This is a genomic window from Rhodococcus sp. WB9 (genome assembly GCF_007558985.1).
Lineage (GTDB): Bacteria > Actinomycetota > Actinomycetes > Mycobacteriales > Mycobacteriaceae > Rhodococcus_F > Rhodococcus_F opacus.
This window is the reverse complement of sequence record NZ_CP041769.1, coordinates 6,190,331-6,212,050: the sequence shown is the minus strand read 5'-3', so window position 1 is coordinate 6,212,050 and position 21,720 is coordinate 6,190,331. Positions and strand designations below refer to the sequence as shown.

20 protein-coding genes are annotated in these 21,720 nt (G+C 68.7%); 5 read left to right on the top strand and 15 right to left on the bottom strand.

All coding sequences use genetic code 11. The annotated features are described in order from the left end of the window. Positions 1-85 precede the first annotated feature (85 nt). Complete coding sequence (locus FND50_RS29040) at positions 86-1,369, top strand: phosphatase PAP2 family protein (RefSeq protein ID WP_005563827.1); 1,284 nt, start codon at positions 86-88, stop codon at positions 1,367-1,369. On the opposite strand, the gene mnhG is transcribed toward FND50_RS29040, so the two are convergent. From mnhG to FND50_RS29010, 6 genes are read right to left on the bottom strand one after another with little or no spacing between them, the layout of a single operon-like run. Continuing rightward, positions 1,338-1,676, bottom strand: a complete 339-nt coding sequence (mnhG, locus tag FND50_RS29035) for a monovalent cation/H(+) antiporter subunit G (RefSeq protein WP_005264391.1) — start codon at positions 1,674-1,676, stop codon at positions 1,338-1,340. The two genes, FND50_RS29040 and mnhG, sit on opposite strands and share 32 nt — an antisense overlap. Beyond that, complete coding sequence (locus tag FND50_RS29030) at positions 1,673-1,933, bottom strand: monovalent cation/H+ antiporter complex subunit F (protein ID WP_005264390.1); 261 nt, start codon at positions 1,931-1,933, stop codon at positions 1,673-1,675. The genes mnhG and FND50_RS29030 overlap by 4 nt, the downstream gene beginning before the upstream one ends. Continuing rightward, positions 1,930-2,502 carry a Na+/H+ antiporter subunit E gene (locus FND50_RS29025; RefSeq protein ID WP_144287971.1) on the bottom strand — a complete coding sequence of 191 codons (573 nt, stop codon included), beginning with the start codon at positions 2,500-2,502 and terminating at the stop codon, positions 1,930-1,932. The genes FND50_RS29030 and FND50_RS29025 overlap by 4 nt, the downstream gene beginning before the upstream one ends. Next, complete coding sequence (locus tag FND50_RS29020) at positions 2,499-4,121, bottom strand: Na+/H+ antiporter subunit D (RefSeq protein WP_005264385.1); 1,623 nt, start codon at positions 4,119-4,121, stop codon at positions 2,499-2,501. The genes FND50_RS29025 and FND50_RS29020 overlap by 4 nt, the downstream gene beginning before the upstream one ends. Further along, positions 4,118-4,687 (bottom strand): Na(+)/H(+) antiporter subunit C, encoded by a 570-nt coding sequence (locus tag FND50_RS29015; protein ID WP_005264384.1) that lies wholly within the window; start codon positions 4,685-4,687, stop codon positions 4,118-4,120. The genes FND50_RS29020 and FND50_RS29015 overlap by 4 nt, the downstream gene beginning before the upstream one ends. Continuing rightward, the gene (locus tag FND50_RS29010) at positions 4,684-7,518 is read right to left on the bottom strand and encodes a Na+/H+ antiporter subunit A (protein WP_005563824.1); all 2,835 of its coding nucleotides are present in this window, start codon (positions 7,516-7,518) and stop codon (positions 4,684-4,686) included. Before FND50_RS29010 ends, FND50_RS29015 begins: the two co-directional genes overlap by 4 nt. Positions 7,519-7,677: 159 nt before the next feature. On the opposite strand from FND50_RS29010, the gene FND50_RS29005 reads away from it, so the two are divergent. Further along, the gene (locus FND50_RS29005) at positions 7,678-8,130 is read left to right on the top strand and encodes an NUDIX domain-containing protein (protein WP_043943825.1); all 453 of its coding nucleotides are present in this window, start codon (positions 7,678-7,680) and stop codon (positions 8,128-8,130) included. Here the strand turns inward: FND50_RS29005 and FND50_RS29000 are convergent. Next, entirely contained in the window at positions 8,127-9,467 is a 1,341-nt protein-coding gene (locus tag FND50_RS29000) for a hypothetical protein (protein ID WP_144287970.1), read from the bottom strand. The two genes, FND50_RS29005 and FND50_RS29000, sit on opposite strands and share 4 nt — an antisense overlap. 112 nt (positions 9,468-9,579) lie before the next feature. Here FND50_RS29000 and FND50_RS28995 point away from each other — a divergent pair, with 112 nt between their 5' ends. Further along, on the top strand, positions 9,580-10,332 hold the full coding sequence (locus tag FND50_RS28995; protein ID WP_005264377.1) for an isocitrate lyase/phosphoenolpyruvate mutase family protein: 753 nt from the start codon (positions 9,580-9,582) through the stop codon (positions 10,330-10,332). 39 nt (positions 10,333-10,371) lie between these two features. Here FND50_RS28995 and FND50_RS28990 read toward each other — a convergent pair whose 3' ends face one another. The 6 genes from FND50_RS28990 to FND50_RS28965 form a co-directional block, all read right to left on the bottom strand. Then, complete coding sequence (locus tag FND50_RS28990) at positions 10,372-12,555, bottom strand: AAA family ATPase (RefSeq protein WP_144287969.1); 2,184 nt, start codon at positions 12,553-12,555, stop codon at positions 10,372-10,374. A gap of 27 nt (positions 12,556-12,582) precedes the next feature. Continuing rightward, complete coding sequence (gene pssA, locus FND50_RS28985) at positions 12,583-13,443, bottom strand: CDP-diacylglycerol--serine O-phosphatidyltransferase (RefSeq protein ID WP_007301325.1); 861 nt, start codon at positions 13,441-13,443, stop codon at positions 12,583-12,585. After that, positions 13,440-14,153: a phosphatidylserine decarboxylase gene (locus FND50_RS28980; protein WP_144287968.1), complete on the bottom strand. Its 714-nt coding sequence runs from the start codon at positions 14,151-14,153 to the stop codon at positions 13,440-13,442. Before FND50_RS28980 ends, pssA begins: the two co-directional genes overlap by 4 nt. A gap of 62 nt (positions 14,154-14,215) precedes the next feature. Further along, positions 14,216-15,253: a MerR family transcriptional regulator gene (locus tag FND50_RS28975; protein ID WP_186301169.1), complete on the bottom strand. Its 1,038-nt coding sequence runs from the start codon at positions 15,251-15,253 to the stop codon at positions 14,216-14,218. Further along, on the bottom strand, positions 15,228-15,752 hold the full coding sequence (locus FND50_RS28970; protein WP_144287967.1) for a hypothetical protein: 525 nt from the start codon (positions 15,750-15,752) through the stop codon (positions 15,228-15,230). The genes FND50_RS28975 and FND50_RS28970 overlap by 26 nt, the downstream gene beginning before the upstream one ends. Before the next feature lie 34 nt (positions 15,753-15,786). Continuing rightward, positions 15,787-16,242: an SRPBCC family protein gene (locus tag FND50_RS28965; RefSeq protein WP_144287966.1), complete on the bottom strand. Its 456-nt coding sequence runs from the start codon at positions 16,240-16,242 to the stop codon at positions 15,787-15,789. 476 nt (positions 16,243-16,718) lie between these two features. On the opposite strand from FND50_RS28965, the gene hutH reads away from it, so the two are divergent. Both hutH and FND50_RS28955 read left to right on the top strand, forming a co-directional pair. Continuing rightward, positions 16,719-18,266, top strand: a complete 1,548-nt coding sequence (gene hutH, locus FND50_RS28960; RefSeq protein ID WP_144287965.1) for a histidine ammonia-lyase — start codon at positions 16,719-16,721, stop codon at positions 18,264-18,266. A gap of 70 nt (positions 18,267-18,336) precedes the next feature. Next, a complete protein-coding gene (locus tag FND50_RS28955; protein ID WP_144287964.1) occupies positions 18,337-19,200 on the top strand; it encodes an alpha/beta fold hydrolase in 864 nt (287 codons plus the stop codon). A gap of 7 nt (positions 19,201-19,207) precedes the next feature. On the opposite strand, the gene FND50_RS28950 is transcribed toward FND50_RS28955, so the two are convergent. After that, complete coding sequence (locus FND50_RS28950; protein WP_144287963.1) at positions 19,208-20,464, bottom strand: FAD-binding oxidoreductase; 1,257 nt, start codon at positions 20,462-20,464, stop codon at positions 19,208-19,210. Positions 20,465-20,549: 85 nt separating this feature from the next. Then, positions 20,550-21,713: a helix-turn-helix domain-containing protein gene (locus FND50_RS28945; protein ID WP_144287962.1), complete on the bottom strand. Its 1,164-nt coding sequence runs from the start codon at positions 21,711-21,713 to the stop codon at positions 20,550-20,552. Between the last annotated feature and the right edge of the window lie 7 nt (positions 21,714-21,720).

Sequence of the window (21,720 nt, the reverse complement as noted above, 5' to 3'; positions counted from 1 at the left end):
CCGTTCACGTGTTGTTTACACTTGGCGGGTGTCGATCGACGATGTTGCCGTTGTACGGCCGGGTGGGCCCGTCGATCGATCCCGCATGTTCGCGGCGGGCGGGGCGCTCGGGGTGGCGATCCTGCTGGTGGTCGTCCAATTGGTCGCGTCCACACAGGGTTTCCAAGGCCCCCTCGAAAGCCTGTTCCACGACTATGTCCTGACCCCCAAGTCGGCGTCCGTCCCGTGGGCCGGCCTTGCGCTCGCGATGGTCGGGCTCACCAATCGCCAGCGCGTCGTGGCACTCTCCGCCGCGGCGGGTATCGATGTCGTGGTCGCCGCGGTGCGCTATCTGTCCGGTGGCCCGCTGACCGTCGGCAACGGCGCGACCTGGGTACTCACGGCGGTGGGCGTGTATGCGGCGGTCCGATGGACCGGCGACCAGCGGCGCAGCGCCCTCAAGGGTGTCGGACTTGGTGCGCTGCTGATTCTCGCGACCAAATTCGGCGACGCCTGGCTCCAGGTCACGATCATGGCCGGGCCGATGATCCTCGACGAATACGCGCAACTGGCCGATCACGCGCTGGGCAGCCCCTCGTGGCACCTGGGGCAGTTCGTCGACGCCCTCGGACCCGTCGGCTACGGCATCCTCCACTGGGTCTACATCGAACTGCCGGTCGCAGCCATCGCGGTAGCGGTCTACCAACTGCGGAACGGCTGGCCGTCGCACTACCTGGTCCGCACGTTCCTGTTGATCGGTCTCATCGGTCCCGTCTTCTACGTGCTGTTCCCGGTGGTCGGTCCGATCTTCGCGTTCGGCACCGAGGGGCAGGGGTTCCAGGTCAGCGACTACTGGCCCAACCTCGTCCCGACACCCGACTTTGCGCCCGAACCGATGTCGTTCGACTCGGCGACCCCCCGCAACTGCATGCCGAGCCTGCACACGGCGTGGGCTCTCGCCCTGTTCATCCACTCCCGGCAGGGCGCCTGGTGGCTGCGGCTCGGTGGCACGTTCTGGCTGGTGTGCACGCTGACGGCGACCCTCGGGTTCGGCTACCACTACGGCGTCGACCTGGTCGCCGGAGCCGTCCTGTGCCTGACCATCGAATCCGCGTTGCGCGACCCCGAACGGGGGTGGGGCTGGTTCCGGGTTCGCCTCGTCGGAGGCGGCGCGCTGGTGCTGGCCGGACTGCTGCTCAGCTACCGCTACCTCGCAGTGCCGATGGGCCGATTCCCCGAGGTGTCCGGACCACTCGTCCTCGGTGCCCTCGCCGCGATGAGCCTCGGGTTCTACGCGACGTTCTTCGCCCGGCCCGACACCGCACTCGCACGGTGGGGCAGCGGCGCCAAGGCAGCGGTCACGGACGTTCTGGCGGCTCCAACTCGTTGATCATCAACAGCCCGTCCTGATCTCGCTGCTCCCGGTACGCCACCCGGCCGACGCTGTGCGCGATGACCGGCGCGGTGAACAGGGTGAAGATGCCGACGAGGATCAGCATCCAGATGTCGACGTTGCCACGCAGTTCGAGGACGGCGCCCGCGAGAACCATGATGAGACCGACCACCTGCGGTTTGGTGGCGGCGTGCATGCGGCGCAGGGTGTCCGGGAATCGGACGATGGCGATGGCGGCCGTCAGCGCGAGCAGCGAGCCGCACAGCATGAGCGTGGCCCCGATGACGTTCAGCACGGTGGTCACGACTTGTCACTCACCCGGAACCGGGCCACCGACACCGAACCGATGAACCCCACCAACGACAGCGCGACGATGGCGGGCACGATCGTCGTGTCGCCGGTGTACGCGGCCCACACGGCGAGCCCGCACATCGCGAGCGCGATCAGGGTGTCGAGGGCGACGAGGCGATCCAGCGAGTTGGGCCCGTCGAGCAGCCGGAACGTCGTCAGAACCCCGGCGACGACCAGGACGATTCCGGAGATGACCGATACGACTGTCATGAGCTGCCCTCCTGAGTGGGGTCGTCGTAGTGCAGGTCGCGGTTGTGCCAGGGGCTCGGTTTCCAGTCGGAGTCGCGTTCGAACGCCTCGATGAACAACCGTTCCAGCTGCGCGACCGTGCGGTAGAACTGGCTGACCGCCTTCTGCGAACCTATGTCCAGGACGTGCACGTAGACGATCCGCCGTACCTGGTCGATTTCGAGGACCATGGTGCCCGGAATGAGGTTCAGTACGTCGATGCACAGGGTCAGGACGAGGTCGGATTTGATCCCCAGCTGGTAGCGCAGGACCCCGGTGACAGGCGGCGGCCCGGGCCGGAGTGCGAGGTAGGCGATCTGGAGGCTCGACTGGAGCGAGTAGTACACGAACATGACTGCCAGCCGGAGCAGTGGCAGGACGTGCACCCGGCCCTCCACGGGCACCCGCGGCAGCGGCATGAGCACCATGATGAGCGCGCCGACGGCGAGCCCGCCGAGAATGTTGGCCCAGCTGACGTTGCCCCACAACAGGATCCACACCGCCATCAGCCACAGCAGCGCGCCGAACTGGAGAAGTCTCTCGCGTTTCATCGCGGTGCCTCCTGCGCTTCGCCGCCGGGGTGACCGCCGAGGACGGCGTCGATGTAGATGGACCGGTTCTGCAGATCGCTCGCCGCGCGGTCGCTGATCTGGATGATCTGGCCGGCGAACACCGTCATCGCCAGCCCCACGGCGACGAGGGCGACGGTGGGGATGAGCATCATCGCGGGGATACGGCCCACGTCGGCGCGGTCGTCGAACGAGATGTCGGCCTCGGACTCGTCGAGGAGGGCCGACGGGCTGACGTCCGCGAGGTCACCCTCGGGGGCGTCGGCGCGCGCCCGCCAGAACGCCTTGGTCCACACACGTGCGACGACGTACAGCGTGAGGAGGCTGGTGAGGGTGCCGCCCGCGACGAGGATCCACGCCAGCACGCTCGCATCCGCCGAGCCGGCCTGCAACAGCGCGACCTTGCCGATGAACCCGGAGAACGGGGGAATACCACCGAGGTTGAGGGCCGGGACGAGGAAGACGATGGCCAGGACGGGGCTCGCCGCGGCGAGCCCGCCGAGACGTCGCAGCGACGACGATCCGGCCTGGCGTTCGATCAGACCGACCACCAGGAACAGCGTGGTCTGCACCAGAATGTGGTGGGCCACGTAGTAGATGGCACCCGACAGCCCCGACTGGGTGGACAGCGCGACACCGAACACCATGTACCCGATGTGGCTGACCAGGGTGAACGACAGCAGACGTTTGATGTCGCTCTGCGCGATCGCACCGAGGATGCCGACGAGCATCGTCAGGAGGCCGCACACCATCAGCACGTTGTCGAGTTCGCCCTCCGGGAAGAGCAGCGTGTGCGCGCGGATGATCGCGTACACACCCACCTTGGTGAGCAGGCCGGCGAACACCGCGGTGACGGGCGCCGGCGCGGTGGGGTAGGAGTCGGGCAGCCACGTCGACAGCGGGAACACCGCCGCCTTGATGCCGAACGCCACGAGCAGCACACCGAAGATGGCGGTGCGCGTGCCGGACGGGATGCCGTCGAGGCGGGTAGCCATGTCGGCGAGGTTGAGCGTTCCGGTGGCCGCGTAGGCGAACGCGATGCCCGCCAGGAAGATCAGCGACGACACCATCGACACCATCACATACGACACGCCCGCACGGACACGGTCTGCGCTCGCACCGAGCGTCAGCAGGACGAAGCTGGCGGCGAGGAGCACCTCGAAGCCGACGTACAGATTGAACAGGTCGCCCGCCAGGAACGCGTTGGAGATGCCCGCCGTCAGCGCCAGATACGTCGGCAGGAAGATCGAGACGGGCTGGTCCTCACTGCCGTCGCGGATACCCTGACCCACGGCGTACGCCATGACGGCGAGCAGCACGATCGACGAGACCACCAGCATCATCGCGGACAGCCGGTCGACCACCAGCGTGATGCCGATCGGTGAATCCCAGCCACCCACCTGAATGGCTGTCGTCCCATCGCGGTCGGCCAGGAACAGCAGCAGGCCCGACACGACGAGAACACCGATCAACGCGACGAGCGTGATGATCCGCTGGGCACGCGGACGCCGGCCGAGCACCAGCGTGGCCGCGGCGGCGAGCATCGGGACGAGGACGGGCAGCGGCGCGAGGGCCGTGATGATGTGCGGGGAAATGGTCACGACCTCTCCCCGATCCCGGCCTTGTCGGCGTCCTCGTCGTCGTCGAAGTCACCCTCGTGCAGGTCCTCGTAGCATTCGAGGTCCTCGAGGTTCTTCAGCTCTTCCAGGGGAATAGGGTTTCCGTCCTTGTCGAATGCGTCGCCGCTGAAACTCGGCTCGCCGGTGACCGGGTCGTCGGAGCGGTCCCGGTCGGGTGCCTCGGCGGGCGACCGGCGCCGCAGCACCCTGGTGTCCTCGGGGTCGTTCTCGACGGCGTCCTGCGTGGTGATCTTGAACGACCGGTACGCGAGCGCGAGCACGAACCCGGCGATGCCCATCGTGATGACGATCGCGGTCAGGATCATCGCCTGAGCCAGCGGGTCGGCCATCGACTCGTGGATGGACTCACGGCCGACGATGGGCGGATTGCCGTCCGAACCGCCGGACGTGAGGATCAGGAGGTTGATGCCGTTGCCGAACAGCAGCAGTCCCAGCAACATGCGGGTGATGCTGCGCTCGATGAGCAGGTAGACGCCCGCCGACACCAGGACGCCGATGATGACGAGAAATCCGATGTTCGCGCTCATCGCTGGTTCACCTCGATCTGTGCGTCGAGACGTGCTCCGAGACTGCGGAGCACGTCGAGTACGAGCCCGACCACGATGAGATACACACCCAGGTCGAAGAACAGGGCGGTGACCATCTTGACGTGGCCGACCAGCGGCAGCGTCACCTCGAACACCGCGGAGGAGAGAGCCGGGGCGCCGAGGAACAGCGACGCCAGCGCGGTGCCCGCCGCAAGTGTGAGTCCGAGGCCCAGGATCTTGCCCGCGTCGATCGGGACGGTTTCGCCGAGTTCGTACCGTCCACCCGCGAGGTACCGCAGGACCAGCGCGAGACCGGCGGTGAGGCCGCCGGCGAACCCGCCACCTGGTGCGTTGTGACCGGCGAAGAAGAAGTAGACCGACAACACCATGATGGTCGGGAAGATCAGCCGGGTCGTCACCTCGAGGACCAGCGACCGGTGTTTCGGATCGATGAGGTCGCCGCCGAGCAGCCACGTCGTCTCGGAATGCGACGCAGACGAATCGGCCGTGACCGCGGGGGCGTCGGACACCCGGGGTGCGCTGCCGAAGCGGCGGTTGCGGAACACCAGGCTCGCGACACCCGTGGCCGCCACCAGCAGCACCGAGATCTCACCGAGCGTATCCCAGGCACGGATGTCCACGAGCAGGACGTTGACGACGTTCTTGCCGTTGCCGAGGTAGTACGCCGCGTCGGGGAGTCGCTCGTAGATCGGCACCGAGTTCCGCGCGTTGATGGCGTACGCGCCGATCGTGGTGATGGTGGCACCGACCGCGACCGCCAGCAGCGCCCGCGGAATCTTGAATCCGATCGCCCGGCGCTCGTCCACCTCGGCGGGCAGTTTTCGGAACACGAGAACGAAGATGACGAGGGTCAGCGTCTCCACCAGGAACTGGGTGAGCGCGAGGTCGGGGGCACCGTGGAGGGCGAACAGCACACCGCAGCCGTAGCCGCTGAGACCGACGAGGATCACGCTGGCCAGACGGTTGCGCATCACCGTCGCGGCGAGCGCGGCCGCGACCATCATCAGCCCGATCACGAACTGCACCGGCGAATCCCACAACCGGACGTCGGCGCCCGTATTCGTGCCGACGACGAGCAGCACCAGCGGCACCACCACGAGGGTGCCGAGGATGGTCGCCTGGGTCAGCGGGAGCGAACCGCGCTGGGTGGCGCCGGTCAGCCGCATCGACAAGGCGTCCATGCCGCGCAGCGTCGCGTCGTAGATGCGGTCGGCGTTGCCGAGCGGCGGATGCTCGAACCGCAACCGGTTGACCCAGCGCTGCGCCACGAAGAGCGCGGTGCCGACGGCGAACACCAGCAGGGTGAGCAGCAGGGCGGTGTTCACGCCGTGCCACAGTGCGAGGTGGTAGTCGGAGACGCCCTCGGCGGGCAGGGTCTGCGAGTACGGCGTCAGAAGCTTCTCGAGCTGCGGCGCCACGAGTCCCGCCGCCAGGCTCAGTACGGACAGAACGGCGGGCGCGGCGAGAAACAACGGTCCCGGTGCGTGCATGCCCTGCACGGCCGGGCTCGGCCGCGCGAGCCGCTTGCGACCGAAGGCGCCCCACATGAACCGCACGCTGTAGGCGAGCGTCAGGATCGAACCGAACACCACGACGCCGACGGTGACGATCCGCGCCGGGTCGGCGAGGACGGTCGTGCTCAACAGGGAGTCGAATGCGGCTTCTTTCCCGATGAACCCGAGAAACGGGGGAAGCCCGGCCATGCTCGCCGCGGCCAGCGCGGCGACGACCATCAGAGCGGGAGCACGGTCACCGAGGTGCGCAAGTTTGCGGATGTCGCGGGTGCCCGTCGTGTGGTCGATGATCCCGACCACCATGAACAGCGCGGCCTTGAACATCGCGTGGGCGACGACCATCGTCATGCCGGCGAGCGCGGCGTCGCGGGTGCCGAGGCCGACGAGGACCATCATGAAACCGAGCTGGCTGACGGTGCCGAACGCGAGCACCAGTTTGAGGTCGAAGGCACGCATCGCCCGCCACCCGGCGAGGACCATCGTCAGCAGACCGAGCGTGATGATCGTGAACCGCCAGGGCGCCGAGTCGGCGAAACCGGGCGACAGTCTGGCGACGAGATAGATGCCGGCCTTCACCATGGCCGCGGCGTGTAGGTAGCCGCTGACCGGGGTCGGGGCGGCCATCGCTCCGGGCAGCCAGAAATGCAGCGGCACGATCGCGGATTTCGACAGGGCACCGATCAGGACAAGCACGACGGCGACACCAGCGAGCCAGCCGCGAGGTGCGATCTCGATCAGTTCGGACAGGTTGTACGTGCCACTCACCTGGCCGAGGATGATGATGCCGACCAGCATGGCCAGACCACCCGCGGTGGTGACGAGCAGCGCCTGCGTCGCCGCCCGGCGACTCGACGCGCGTTCGGCGTAATGCCCGACCAGCAGGAAGGACAGGACCGTCGTCAGTTCCCAGAATATGTACAGCAGCAACATGTTGTCGCTGGCGACGAGGCCGAACATGGCCCCGGCGAAGGCCACCATCTCGGCGGCGAAGATGCCGAGGCGGGGTTCGTCGTCGGTGAAGTAGCGCGCGCAGTAGACCAGGATGAGCGTGCCGATGCCCAGCACGAGCACCGACATGATCGCGGCGAGCGGATCGAACCAGAAGTCGAGGTCCATCGACAGGCCCGGAGCCCACTCGATGGACACGGTCTGCTCCGTGCCCCAGTTCGCGATCACCCATCCGAGCGACGCCAGCGGGACGAGGGAGAGAGGGTAGAAACCATTGCGGCCGAACTTGCGCACCACAAGCGGAGCCAGAACGGCGGCAACGGCATGGGCGAGCAGAACAGCAAGCAAAAGGCACTCCGTCGGGGGTCAGCGGGCGGCGGGGTGTCGGAACGAAACGAACCGAGTCGTGTAGACCGTTCGCTTAGCTAGCGAACTGGGCTACGGGTACATCCTACTGGGTCGGTTATTCGGACTCACAATCGCGGCAAATCGGACTAATGGGGCGCAATGTGTTATGGGCGGCAGGCCCGACTGTTCTATCTTGTGACGGTGCCTGCCGAGATCCGAACCGCCGCGCTCGCCCACATCCGCGACCGGAAACTCCTCCAGACCCGATCGGTGGGGAAGACCGCGTTCTACATGGCAGGTGGAAAGATCGATCCGGGCGAGAACGCCGAACAGGCTCTGCACCGCGAGATCCGGGAGGAACTCGACGCCGGAATCGTCGACGGGACGCTCGAACATTTGGGGGTCTTCGAGGCGCCCGCGTACGGACACCCCGAGGGTACCGACCTGCACATGACCTGCTTCCTCGCCGAACTGAGCGCCGAGCCGCGGCCGACGAGCGAGATCGCCGAACTGCGGTACTTCACCGTCGACGAATACGCGGCCATGCCCGACGTCGCGCCCGGCTCGATGCTCGTGTTCCGTCGGCTGCAGTCGCTCGGCCTCCTCGACTAGCTGCCTTCCGGGGTACTGCGCCGCTCGTGGACCGAGTAGACGCAGAACGCGACGACGAGCAGCATCACGAAGCCGACGAGATGGTCGGACGCGGCGGTCGAGGCAGGCGACGACGGCAGACGGTGTTCGCTGCTCGAGCCCGGGTAGACCACCCGGCTGCGGGGAACGGTGGTCGCCGCCACGAACACCAGCGACGCGAACGGCAATGCGAAACCGAGCACCGCGACGGGCGCCGACCCCGGCAGAGCGGCGGCGAGCGCGAAACCCGTGCCGCAGCCCAGCACGGCCAGCCGGATCAACAACGCGACGCCGTCGTCGCCGAAGTCGGGCCAGATTGCGGCGAGCAGCGGAACGACGGCGGCCAGGCTCAGTCCCCACTGCGGGCGTCGCCACTTCGGCGGGACCCTGACCGCCACCGCGATGCCCGCGGCAAGCGCGACGACGCCCACCGCCAGCAATGCCGCCGCGGGCGTCGTCACCCGCGGAGTCCGGAGGTCGTCGAGGACGAGCACGGCCGCGGCGGTGACACCGGTCGCGGCGAGCAGGAAGCGTCCGTCGATCCCCGGGAACCGGCGTGCGATCAGCACGGTGACCGTCAGAATCACGGCAAGCGAGAACGCGACGATCAGCCAGACCGTCAGGGGTTCGCCGAATTCCTGATCGTCGATCCATGCCCCGAGCAACCGGTTGAGCAGGGCGAGAGCCAAGGCGCCGACCAGCGCGGTCAGCAGGGTCTTCCGGTCGGGACGCTGCACCCGGAACTGCGACCGCGCCACCACCGCCGATGCGAGCGCGAGCACGAGAACTCCGATCAGCAGCCACTGCGGGGGTTCGCCGATCGCGGAGGTGCTCATACTCGCGGGCTCGACATACGCGGTGTCGCCGCGCGGTAGTCGCTGCACACTCGCGAGGAGGAACGCGCTCGCCACACCGAGAGTCGACGCCAGCTGCGAAACCCAGCGACCCCACACCGCGGCGACCGCCGCGCCCAGCAGGAACCCGGCAGTCGCGGTCTTCGCGAAGTGCAGGGCGATCAGCGTGTCGACCCCGCCGACGTCCGGCACCACCCAGCGCGCGCCGATCAGGGCGAGCGCGCACGCCGCCGCCAGGAGCCACGACACCCGCCGGGAGCCGGACCGTTGCAGACCGGCGACCGCGATGACGGCGAGAACGAGAGCCACCACCACACCCGTCGGCTGGCTGCTGAGCCACCGGTCGATCTCCCGGTCGGACGCATTGATCGTCCAGGCCCGGTTGCGGGGATTGGTGAGGACGAAACCGGCCAGTGCACCGGACGCGAGAGCAGCCGCGGCCGACAGGGGTTCCCGGAAGTCCATTCGCTCACGGTACTCGAGCGGGTAGGAATGGAAATGGCGAACCCGGCGTTGGCACCGAAGGCGTGCCCGAGAACGACTCCGATCGAATACCACCGAGGCGAGGAGCCCACCTATGACGTCGATCAACGAGAAGGCCACCACCCTGCTGGGACTGCACCAGCCCGGCAACCCCGTCATCCTGCCCACCGTGTGGGATGCCTGGTCCGCGAATCTGGCTGTGTCCGCTGGCTTTCAGGCGCTGACAGTCGGAAGCCACCCGGTATCCGACTCGATCGGCAAGCCCGACAACGAGGGGATCACGTTCGACGAGCTGCTGCACCGCATCTCGCAGATCACCGCAGCGGTGGATCTGCCGCTGTCGGTCGACATCGAATCGGGATACGGGCTCGAGCCCGCCCGTCTGATCGAAGGTCTGATCGGTGCGGGAGCCGTCGGCCTGAACATCGAGGACACGGTCCACAGCGAGGGCGGGCGTCTCCGCGAACCGCAGGAGCACGCCGACTTCGTCGGAGGGTTGCGGCAGGCGGCCGACGCTGCCGGGGTCCACGTGGTCGTGAACGCGCGCACCGACCTGTTCGTCAAGCAGGTGGGCGACGAGTCCGACCGTGTCGACCGCGCGATCGCTCGGCTGAAGCTCGCCGCAGAGGCCGGCGCCGACGTGCTGTACCCCGTGGGCCGTCACGACGACGCCACCCAGAAGCGGCTCACGTCGGAGCTGCCGCTGCCCGTCAACGCCATCGGTCTGCCCGATCAGGACGATCCGGCGAGCTTCGGGCCGCTCGGCGTCGCGCGGGTGAGCTTCGGCCCGTTCTTCCAGGCCGCCCTCGCCGCACACGCGGCCACGCTGCTCGGCCGCTGGTCCTGACCCGTGAGTACTTGTTAACCGCGGGCGGTTAACAAGTACTCACGGGCGCGTCAGCGCATAGGACTCGAGGTGCGCCACTTGCTCGGGATCGAGTGAGGGGCGCACCTTTTCGCGTGCCTCCGCCACGTCGGCGGCGGAGACGTCGGCTGCGTCGATGTTCCGGCGCATGGCGGCCAGCGCGGCTTCCCGCAGCAGCGCCGAGCAGTCGGCGGCCGAGTAGCCGTCGAGGTCGTCCGCCAGGGCGTCGAGGTCGACGTTTGCGGCGAGCGGCACCGACTTCCCGGACGTCCGCAAAATCGCGCGGCGGGCAGCACCGTCCGGCGGCGGCACGAACACCAACCGCTCCAGGCGGCCGGGCCGCAGCAACGCCGGGTCGATGAGGTCGGGCCGGTTGGTGGCGCCGACGACCACCACGTCGCGCAGCGGTTCGACGCCGTCGAGTTCGGTGAGCAGTGACGCCACCACCCGATCGGACACCCCCGAGTCGGAACTCTGACCGCGGCGCGGCGCGAGGGCGTCCACCTCGTCGAGGAAGATCAGCGACGGGGCCGAATCCCGCGCCCGCTGGAACAGTTCGCGGACCGCCTTCTCGGACGCACCCACCCACTTGTCCATCAGTTCGGCGCCCTTGACGGCGTGCACGCTCAGATGTCCCGAACTTGCCAGCGCCCGAACGAGATAGGTCTTGCCGCAACCGGGCGGGCCGTACAGCAGTACTCCGCGCGGGGGATCGACCCCCAGCCGGGCGAACGAATCCGGGTGCTGCAACGGCCACAGCACCGCCTCGGTCAGCGCCTGCTTGGTCTCCACCATGTCCCCGACGTCGTCGAGGGTGACACTGCCGATCGCTAGTTCCTCGCTGCCCGACCGCGACAGCGGGCGGATCACGTCGAGCGCGCCGAGCAGGTCGTCCTGGGTGAGCGCCGGGTCGACGGGTTTCCTGGCCGCGCGTGAGGCGGCACGCAGGGCCGCTTCCCGGCACAGCGCGGCGAGGTCGGCGACGACGAATCCCGGTGTGCGGGCCGCGATCGCGTCGAGGGCGATGCCGTCGGTGGGGACCTTCCGCAGAAGCAGTTCCAGCAGCGCCCGGCGGGTGGAGCCGTCGGGCAGGGTCAGGGTGAGTTCGCGGTCGCACAGGTCCTGTCCGCGCAACCTGGCGTCGACCGACTCCGGGTGCGCCGACGTCGCTACGAACGCGACCCCGACGGTGTCGACCGCGCGGCGGAGCTGTTCGACGATCAGCGCCGACACCGGCTCCGGCGTGGCGGGCAGCAGGGCATCGATGTCGGTGATCAGCAGGACGCCGCCGCTGCGGATCGCGTCGACCGCCGCGGTGACCCGCTGCAACCGTGAGTCGGCTTCCAGCGCGCCGGCACTCGGCCCGTCGAGTTCGACGACTCGGCGGGAGGCGAGCACCGCTCGGGCGAGCGTCGCCTTCCCGACGCCTGCGGGCCCGGTCACCAGGACGCCCAGATGCGGTGAGGCCCCGAGTTTGCGGAGCAGTTCGGGTTCGTCGAGCGCCAGTCCGAGCCATTCGGTGAGTTTGGCTGCCTGGGTGTGGGAGCCGACCAGGTCCTCGACCGGGACCGGGGGAACTTCCTCGGCGGGCCGGACAGGCGGCGCGGGCAACCGGGACGGAGCCGCGGACACCGTCGCGCGCACACCCTCGCCCCATCCGACCGCGGTGTTGGGCTGCACGCTCACCGGACCACCGGCCGGGTCGACCCCGGTGACGGTGAGCAACTCGGATGTCCACGCGACCCCGAACGTCCGGGACAGTGCCTGCGTCGCGGGGGCGGTGCTGGTTCCGGGGCCCAGATCGCGGGGGAGCAGCGACACCGTGTCGCCGACGGTGAGGACCTTGCCGAGCAGGGCGTGACGCAGCGTGACGTCGGAGACGGAGTTGACGGCCAGGTTCGAGCCGCTGACCGTCACCGTCTTCCCGCCGTACACCGTCACCGGTGTCACGACGACCGTGCTGTTCTCGGTCAGCCCGGCGTTGGACAGGGTCACGTCATCGAGGAGTGCAGTCCCGGTGGGGGTTCCGGACGGCGCGCGACCTGCCACCGCGGCGGTGCGGCGCGCGCCGACGAGGGCGATAGCGTCCCACTCGCGGAGGCCGAGCGCGGCCAATGCTTCCGGATGCAGCCGGACCACACCGCGCCGGGTGTCGGCGGCCGAGGTGTTCAGTCGGACTGTGAGCGCGAGTTCCGGTGAGGTCACGTCGTCGAGCCTACGTGCGGGAGCGAACTATCGGGCCGGCCGGCGCAGTCCGAGCCGTGCGGCGGATCGCCTGCCGCGGGCGTCCGGCTGACGCCGGATGGCCCGCCGCTCGGAGGGCTTGATGTCCCACGTCTCGGGCCGCGCGGCCACCCACCGCTTCGAATGGACCGCGAACGGAATGTGCCCGAGGTACACCGCGACGAGCGCGATCAGCAGGATGTACGGGTAGGTGACCAGAGCCGCCGCCGCGAGCGCCACGAGGACGAGCAGACCGGCGGCCATGTGCGGCGGCACCGACACCGTCTTCAGCGCCAGCGTGGGGATCCGGCTGACGATCAGCGCCGCGGAGATCACGGTCCACGCCACGACGACGGGATACGACGACCACCAGCCGTCGCCCCACTGCGCCGCGGCAGCCAGCGGGGTCAGCGCGACCAGCGCACCCGCGGGCGCCGGGACCCCCGTGAAGTACTCGTTGGCGTAGCCCGGCATGTCGTCCTCGTCGAGGAGCGTGTTGAACCGGGCCAGCCGCAGCACGATGCTCACCGCGTAGATCAGGGCGATGATCCAGCCGAAACTCTGGCCGTCCAGCAGCGTGACGTAGAGGACGAGGGCCGGTGCGACGCCGAACGAGATGGAATCGGCAAGCGAATCCAGCTCCGCGCCCATCTTGCTGGTGGCGTCGAGCATCCGTGCGATCCGGCCGTCGAGCGAGTCGAGGACCGCGGCCGCACCGATCATGGCCAACGCCGTTCCGAGGTCGCCGTCGAGCGCGAACTTGACGGCGGACAGCCCCGCGCACAGCGCGAGGATCGTGACCACGCTCGGCAGGAGCCGGACCGCCTGCTGGGGTCGACCCCTCCGCTGTCGCTTCGCGTTGGCGATCACGGCAGTTGAGCGATGACGGTCTCGGCACCGATCGTCCGTTGCCCTCGCTCGGCGAGCAGCGTGGTGCCCACCGGGAAGTACGTGTCGACGCGGGAGCCGAACCGGATCAGGCCGTACGTGTCACCGATCGGGAGGGTATCGCCGACCTTGGCGTCGCAGACGATTCGGCGGGCGAGCAGACCGGCGATCTGCACGACGGCGACATCGTGGCCCTCCGGGGTGTGCAGCAGCATGCTGTTGCGTTCGTTGACCTCGCTGGCGTCGGCGAGGTCGGCGGAGAGGAACTGGCCCGGCCGGTGGACGACCTTCGTGACCTCACCGCCGACAGGACTGCGCTGGACGTGCACATCGAGCACGGACAGGAAGATGCTGACCCGGGGGAGCGGCTCGGTGCCCATGTCGAGTTCGGACGGCGGGACCGCGGAGTCGACGAGCGCGACCTCGCCGTCGGCGGGCGCGACCACGACGCCGACACGGTTCGGCGGTACGCGGTGCGGATGCCGGAAGAACGCGGCGCAGGCCGCGGCGGAGGTCAGCGCTCCGCGCCGGACCCACTTGCGCTTGCGACCGAGGACGGCCACACCGAGTGGCGCGAGGACGAAGGGCAGCCCGGCCGGATGTAGGGGCGGAACTGCTCCGCGGACGAGGTCGACGATATGCCCGACGCTCGTGGCTTGCGGGGTTCCGGGGGGTGTGGGCTTGCGTGCCACGGGCTCCTCTAACTGTGTCGGACGGACGTGCTGCCTGCGCGCCATCGCGCCGCACTCACAGATTACGTGAGCGCTACCGGCTGCAACGGCATCAGGAGAGAGTACGCACTCGCGGGGTCCGATGTGTGAACGGATCGTGGCCGGATGGCGAGCGGTGTGATGGGTCCACCCACCTGGAACGTTAACTGCTCACCCGGCAGCGCATCGACGGCTTCGAGGAGAAAACCGGCGTTCACCTGCACATGGAAGCGCGCGGGCTGCTCCGTCGCCGGGCTGCCGACGACGATCTCGCCCGACTCGAGAACACCGAGATCCACCCGGTCGCCGGCGTCCGCCAGGAGTGCGCGCAAGTCCGCCGAGGAGAAGGTGTGTTCGATTCCGCGGTCGAGGGGCGACAGACTGCGATGGTCGGGGAACGCGCCGTCGACGAGGCGGGTGGTGAGCTGCTCGGCGCCGCAGCGGAGGGTGACGCCGTCGGCGCCGACGACGACGGTCACCGTGTCGTGGCGGCCCAGCAGTCCGGCCGCGTCGTCCACGAACGTGCACGGGACGACGGCGGAGATCGGTTCGTCCGGCGGTTCGAGGACGGCCACCGTGCCGACCGCCAGCCGGTAGCGGTCGGTGGTGACGAGCCTCAGCACGTTGTGGTCGGTTTCCAGAAGGCAGCCGCGTAACACCGGGAACTGCGAGTCGGCGTCGGCGGCGAACCGCACCGAGCCGAACGCGGTGAGGAGGTCGGTGGTGCGGAGGACGATCGTGCACTCCCGCGCCGCTCGCGCGTCGAGCAGGCGGTGAATTCTCGTCAGTTCGTGCCGGGCGTCGTCCAGCCCCTTCTCGAGCCGGCCGAGATGCCGGTCGAGAAGTCCGTGGGCGTCCGTGCCGCTCAGCACGACCGCCATCTCCTTCACGGGCATCCCCACCCGGCGCATCGCGGCGACGAGGACCGCTGCGTCCACGTGCTTGTCGGCGTACCAGCGGTAGCCCGTGCGCGGGTCCACCACGTGCGGGGTGAGAACGCCTGCCTTGTCGTAGAACCTCAGCGCGCTGACCGACAGACCGGACGACCGGGCGAGTTCACCGATGCTGAGCACGGTGCTCACTCTGCCCCTGCGGTCCGACAGCGTCGGCGTCGAGTTCTGCGCGGAGTCGCTCGACGGCCCCGCGGATCGTCCGACCATATCCGTTTTCGGGGAGGTGTTCGCAGCTCTGCGCGGCCCGATCGAGATGGTGGCGTGCCTCGGACGACTGGCCGAGTGCGTGATGAGCGGCCGCCACGTTGAGGTGCAGCGACGGGTAGAACCCCGCGACCCGGAGCGAGGAGTGGTGCTGCCGAGCTCGGTCGTCGGTCAGCGAGTCGGCGGCGGCGAGGGCCCGCAGATCCCAGCGCAGCTCCTCGGCGGGGTCGGTCTGGACGTCCGCCAGGTAGTGGGCCAGCGTGACGACGTGCAACGGGTCCGGTGTGGCGTCGCCGAGACCGGCGAGGGCGTCCCACACCTCCTCGAAGATGCGTCGGGCGCCCTCCCGGTCACCCGCTACTGCCAGTTCCTGTCCCTGCGCGATCCTCGCCATGACGGCGTCCGGTGTGTCCACGCGGACCACGCTGAGGCCTCGACCAGGTCGAGGGTCAACCGGACTACGTGCGTTCGGCCGCCGACTTGATGCGGGCGAGGGTGGTGTTCATGCCCTTGACGAGGTCGACCTCGAAGTCCTCGTTGCCGCCGAGGACGGTCTTGACCAGGAACTGCGACACCTTCGACGTTCCGGTCGGGGCTTCGCGGCGCTCGGTGACCTTGGTTCCGCCTGCCGTCGGCTCGAGTTCGTACGACCAGATGGTGCGGTTCTCGAGGATCCGGAACGCGATGGTCTTGTTCGGCTGGAACTTCACGACCTTCGACGTGGTCGGCCACACGAGGAAGCCCTTGCGGTTGATGTTGACGGTTTTGGTGCCCTCTTCGACGACGCCACCGAGGACGCGCATCGTGCGGCACTGGGGGCTCCATTCGCCCATTCGCGTCAGATCCGACACGACGGCCCACACGTCTTGCGGGGGCGCGTCGATGTCGATGCTTGCTTCGAGGGTGTTTGCCATCGGTTGTCTCCAGTCAGGGAAGGTGGTACGTAAGGTAACAATTACTTTGGCGTCATGATAGGCGCTCGTGCCAGAGAGGTGTGCGGTAGGTCACTGAATTCTCGTCCCGACTGCAGTTTTCCAGCACTTCCGCGCGCCTCATCGAGATCGTGTAACCAAAGGGGCACGATGGGCGATGAGTCAAGAGCGCGACGAAATGTCGCCGGTGCAATGGCGCAGAATGGAAAGTTGTCGAGTCGGTGTTCGGAAGTGATCGGTAGTGAATGTTCATTCGATCCTGCGGTGGGACCGCAGCCCTCTCCCTCTACTCGAATCAGCCCGATTGCAAGGACGTCCGTCCTCGTGGCCGAGTGAAAAACTCGAACGTCTGATGACGCCACGCGAAATCGAGGAAGCTCTCCGCGGCCGGTTGTAGACGCCGTCGTCGCTCCCGCAATCCCGTCACTCTCCGCCCGACCCCGGGGGAGACTGGGGTTGTGGGAGCCGAAGAGTCTGTCGTTGTCGGAACCGAAGCGGTCTCCGCCGAAGAAGTGATCCGGGTGGCACGTCTCGGCGCGCCGGTGCGGATCTCGCGGGACGCGATGTCGGCCATGGCGGAAACCCGGAAGCGCATCGAGGCGCTGGCCGAGGATCCGAAGCCCGTGTATGGGATCTCGACGGGTTTCGGGGCCCTCGCCACCCGGCACATACCCTCTGCGCTGCGGACGCAGCTGCAGCGCAGTCTGGTGCGCTCGCATGCCGCCGGAAACGGCCCCGAGGTGGAACGTGAGGTCGTGCGTGCCCTCATGCTGCTGCGGTTGTCGACCCTGGCCACCGGCAGGACCGGCGCGCGGCCGGAAGTCGCGCAGGTCTACGCGTCGCTCCTGTCGGCGGGGATCACTCCGGTGGTCCACGAATACGGCAGCCTCGGGTGCTCCGGCGATCTGGCGCCGCTGGCCCATGTAGCGCTCGCGGTGATCGGTGAGGGCACGGTGCGGGATGCGGACGGCGAATCGATGCCGGCTGCGAAGGCGCTGTCCGCTGCCGGTATCGCACCGGTAGTCCTCGAGGAGAAGGAGGGGCTGGCCCTCATCAACGGCACCGACGGCATGCTCGGCATGCTGCTGCTGGCGTGCGAGGACCTGCACGGGCTGCTGCGTCTGGCCGACGTCACAGCGGCGATGAGTGTGGAGGGGCTGCTCGGCACCGACAAGGTGTTCGCTCCCGATCTACAGGTGCTCCGGCCGCATCCCGGACAGGCCCGCGCCGCCGCGAACATGGTCCGGTTGCTCGCCGGCTCGGAGATCGTGCAGAGCCACGCCAATCCCAGCTGCACCGTGGTCCAGGACGCCTACTCGTTGCGGTGCGCGCCGCAGGTCGCCGGGGCGGCGCGGGACACACTCGCGCACGCCGAGCGGGTGGCGTCGTGGGAACTGGCGAGCGCAATCGACAATCCGGTGGTCACGCTGGACGGGCGGGTGGAGTCGAACGGCAATTTCCACGGGGCGCCGGTCGGATACGTGCTGGACTTCCTGGCCATCGTCGTCGCGGACGTGGCGAGCATGAGCGAGCGCCGTACCGACCGCTTCCTCGACGTCGCCCGCAATCACGGGCTGCCCCCGTTTCTGGCCGACGATCCGGGGGTGGACAGCGGCCACATGATCGCCCAGTACACCCAGGCGGCGATCGTCTCGGAGCTGAAGCGGCTGGCGGCGCCGGCGAGTGTGGACTCGATTCCGTCGTCGGCGATGCAGGAGGACCACGTGTCGATGGGGTGGTCCGCCGCCCGGAAGCTGCGCCGGGCGGTCGACGGACTGACCCGGGTCCTGGCGATCGAGGCGTTGACGGCCGCTCGTGCGCTGGACCTGCGTGCCCCGCTGGCGCCGGCGCCCGCGACGGGTGCGGTGCGGGACACGATCCGCGAGCACGTTCCCGGACCGGGAACCGACCGTCACCTCGCGCCGGAAATCGAGGCCGCGGTCACCCTCGCCGCCTCCGGCGCGCTGGTCGCGAGCGCGGAGACGGTGGTGGGAAAGCTGGACTGAGCGGCGTGCCCCGCGGCCCGTTGATGCCTCGAGCTTTGCGAACTACCGTGGAATGCAGGAGATGGTCCTCATGACTCTCGCGGAGTTCGACACACGAAGGAAGGCCGTCGACACGGACCGTGGTCCGGTGAGCTGCCTCGATTCCGGCACCGGCCCGGTGGCCTTCTTCATTCACGGTGTCGGGACCTCCGGCTACCTCTGGCGCAACGTGATCCGTCAACTCGAGGAAGAACGGCGGTGCGTCGCCCTCGACCTCCCGCTGCACGGTCACACCCCCGCTGCGCCCGATCAGGACTTCACCCTCGGCGCACTCGCCGACGTGGTCGCGGCCACGTGCGACGCGCTGGGGCTGTCGAAGGTCGACGTCGTCGCCAACGACACCGGTGGGGCGGTCGCGCAGATCTTCGCGGCCCGGCACCCCGACAGGTTGTCGTCGCTGACGTTGACGAACTGCGAAACCCATGACAACGTGCCGCCGAAGGCGTTCCTTCCCGCCGTGCTGCTCGCCCGGGCGGGACTGCTCGCCCGGATTGCGCGACCGCTGGCGAGGAACGTGTCGAGGGCTCGCAAGTTGTTGTACGGCAGTGGGTATCAGAACGTGCGATCACTGCCGGAGGAAGTCGTGGCGTCGTACGTCGAGCCGCTGCTCGGCACCCACGACCGAGCACTACTTTTCCAGCGCTGGATCGCGTCCCTCCATCCACGCGACCTGCTCGCGGTCGAGTCGGACCTCGCGGCACTCGAGGTGCCCACACTCGTCGTGTGGGGCACCGGGGACGTGTTCTTCCGGACGAAGTGGGCCTACTGGCTGCGCGACCTCATCCCGGGAGCGCGGGAAGTCGTGGAGATCCAGGGTGGCAAGTTGTTCTTCCCCGACGAGCGGTCGCGCGAACTGGTCGTCGAAGTGCGCAGATTCTGGGCAGCCCGTTCCTGAGCCGCGCTCAGCGCAGCGGGTCGAAATGCCGCATGACGCCGGGAACCTCACCGCCGGTCATGGAGTCGGCCAGCATGCGTCCGGTGAGCGGCCCCAGCGCGATGCCCCACATTCCGTGACCGCCCGCCACGTGCACGCGGGGGGAGCGGGTGGCGCCGACGAGCGGAAGTCCGTCGGTGGTGCAGGGCCGGGACCCGACCCACTCCTCCCGACGCGATTCCCAGTCGATGCCGGTGAACATGGGCGTCGCGGCCTCGATGATGGCCTGGACCCGGCGCGGGTCGAGCGGTGCGTCGGGACTACGGAATTCCATCATTCCGGCGACGCGGAAACGGTCCTGCAAGGGCGTGCACGCCACTCGCTGGGTGGGGAAGTAGATCGGGTTCTTCGGCATCTGCTGGGGCTGGACGCTGAAGCTGTAGCCGCGGCCGGCCTGCACGAGGGCGCGGACACCGAACGGGCGGGCGAGTGCATTGAGGCGTGCGCCGCTGGCGATGACGACGGCATCGGCGGCTACCGCGTCGCCGGTGGCCGAGACCAGCCGGACCCCTGACTGTCCCCGATCCTGCACAGCCGTCACGTCGAAGCCGGACCTGATCTCGCCGCCACGGGCCCGGACGGCGTCGGCGAGTGAGTGCACGAAGCGCGGCGGGTCGATGAAGCGCTGGTTGCGCAGCCTCAGACCGGAGTGCACACCGTTACCGAGACTCGGCTCGAGAGAGTGGATCTCGTCCCTGTCGACGCGGTCGTACTCGACCTCCCCGCCGGCGGCTTCGACGTGACGGAATTCGTCGACGAGCGCTTCGCGGTCCTCGTCCGACTTGAATGCGGTGAGGAACGGGTCGGCGAGATGGGTGTGCTCCCGCACGCCGCCGTCCGCGAGTTCGTCGTAGGCGCCCAGGGAGATCCGGTTGACCTCGGCGAATACCGTCATCGCGTCCGCCCACCGGGAGGGCGTGCAGTGCCGTACGAAGCCGACGAGGAAACGCACCAGGCGCAGATCGGTCGTGAACGGAACGTAGACCGGCGACGACGGATTCAGCATCGCGCGCAGCCCGTACTTCAACACCGCGGGCTCGGGCAGTGGCAACGTCAATGCCGGTGCGAGCCAACCCGCATTGCCCCAGGACGCGTCCGACGCGACACCGTCCCGGTCGACGACCGTGACGCGCACGCCACGCTCCTGAAGGAACCACGCCGTGGACAATCCGACGACGCCTGCTCCGACGATCGCGACATGGTCAGGGCGCTGCACTGTGCTCATGACTCCATCATCGGTCGGCGACGGCGCCGGGGGAGTAGCCGTTCGGCCAGTCCCGGACAGTGACCCCTGTGCAATCGGCCAGGGGTCACATATCCCGCAGTCCCGTCAGCTTCAGATGCAACATCAGGATGAGCCGGGTGTCCGCGTCGGTCAGGTCCACATCGCACGAATCGACGCAGCGTCGCAGCCGGTTCCTCAGGGTGTTGGGGTGCACGTGCAGTGCGGCCGCCGCATCGGCGACATCGCCGCCATGGGCCAGGAAGGCACGGGCCGTGGCCACGAGATCGGTCCCGTGCTGCTCGTCGTGCCGGGTCAGCGCTGCGAGCGGGGTGAGCTCGCCCAGTCCGTCGAAGATGTCCGCGACGCGTAACGCCAGCACCGACGCGAGACTGTCCCGCATCGAACCGACGACACCGCCTGACCGGGCGTGCTGCAGGACGGTGAGGACCCGGTCGGCGTCCCCCCGCGACAGGTGAGCCTGGCTCGCCGTCGTCACTTCGCGTCCGACGGCGACCACGAACGCGGCCCCGCTGCGGGCGCGACCGAGGAAATTCTCGGCGAGACGCCGGACGTCCTTCTCCGATGCGGCGATGACCACATAGATGACGTCGTCGAGCTGGGCGGCGACCGAATCGACCGCCAACGTGTCGAGGTACAGGCCGAGGGAGGCGAGCAGGCCGGACGGCAGTGGGCGCCCGATCGCGACCGGGGCGGCCGCGGCGACGGTCAGCCTTCCCTCCAGCCGGAGGTCGTCGGCGGCGCGGAAGGCGGGCTCGCCCCCGTTGATCAGTGCGCGCACCCGATCCACCTGCATCCGGCGCGTCACGTCCACCCGTTCCCGCTCCGCCGCGATGTGTTCGGCGACGACGGGGACCGCGGACCGCAGGATCGATTCCTGTTCCGGGGTGGGGGCGGACGTCATCGCCGCCCAGATGGACCCGACCGAGCGTCCCGCGTCCCGCACCGCGATCACCGCGCGGGGAGTCATGTTCGGCATCCGCATGTCCACGTAGAAGACGTCGGTGTCGCGATGCAGGCGTTCGAAGACACCGGCGTCCGCGAGGAGCTGCCGGTACTTCCCGGGCACCTGCCGTCCCAGGATGGTCTCGATGCGGGCTTGGTCCACGGCCTGCTCGCCGCTCGAATAGGCCAGAACCGTCGAGTTCTCGTCCTCGATCGTGATCGGCGCGCCGATCAGCTCGGCCAGCGACCCCGCAACCGTGAACAGGTCTTCACCGCGCAGGTCCATGTCTGGG

Bases quoted from the DNA above. Each gene is read 5' to 3' on its own strand.
- FND50_RS29040 (WP_005563827.1), top strand. From the start codon at position 86: ATGTTCGCGGCGGGCGGGGCGCTCGGGGTGGCGATCCTGCTGGTGGTC.
- FND50_RS29030 (WP_005264390.1), bottom strand. From the start codon at position 1,933: ATGACAGTCGTATCGGTCATCTCCGGAATCGTCCTGGTCGTCGCCGGG.
- FND50_RS29025 (WP_144287971.1), bottom strand. From the start codon at position 2,502: ATGAAACGCGAGAGACTTCTCCAGTTCGGCGCGCTGCTGTGGCTGATG.
- FND50_RS29015 (WP_005264384.1), bottom strand. From the start codon at position 4,687: ATGAGCGCGAACATCGGATTTCTCGTCATCATCGGCGTCCTGGTGTCG.
- FND50_RS29005 (WP_043943825.1), top strand. From the start codon at position 7,678: ATGTGTTATGGGCGGCAGGCCCGACTGTTCTATCTTGTGACGGTGCCT.
- FND50_RS29000 (WP_144287970.1), bottom strand. From the start codon at position 9,467: ATGGACTTCCGGGAACCCCTGTCGGCCGCGGCTGCTCTCGCGTCCGGT.
- FND50_RS28995 (WP_005264377.1), top strand. From the start codon at position 9,580: ATGACGTCGATCAACGAGAAGGCCACCACCCTGCTGGGACTGCACCAG.
- FND50_RS28965 (WP_144287966.1), bottom strand. From the start codon at position 16,242: ATGGCAAACACCCTCGAAGCAAGCATCGACATCGACGCGCCCCCGCAA.
- FND50_RS28955 (WP_144287964.1), top strand. From the start codon at position 18,337: ATGACTCTCGCGGAGTTCGACACACGAAGGAAGGCCGTCGACACGGAC.
- FND50_RS28950 (WP_144287963.1), bottom strand. From the start codon at position 20,464: ATGAGCACAGTGCAGCGCCCTGACCATGTCGCGATCGTCGGAGCAGGC.
- FND50_RS28945 (WP_144287962.1), bottom strand. From the start codon at position 21,713: ATGGACCTGCGCGGTGAAGACCTGTTCACGGTTGCGGGGTCGCTGGCC.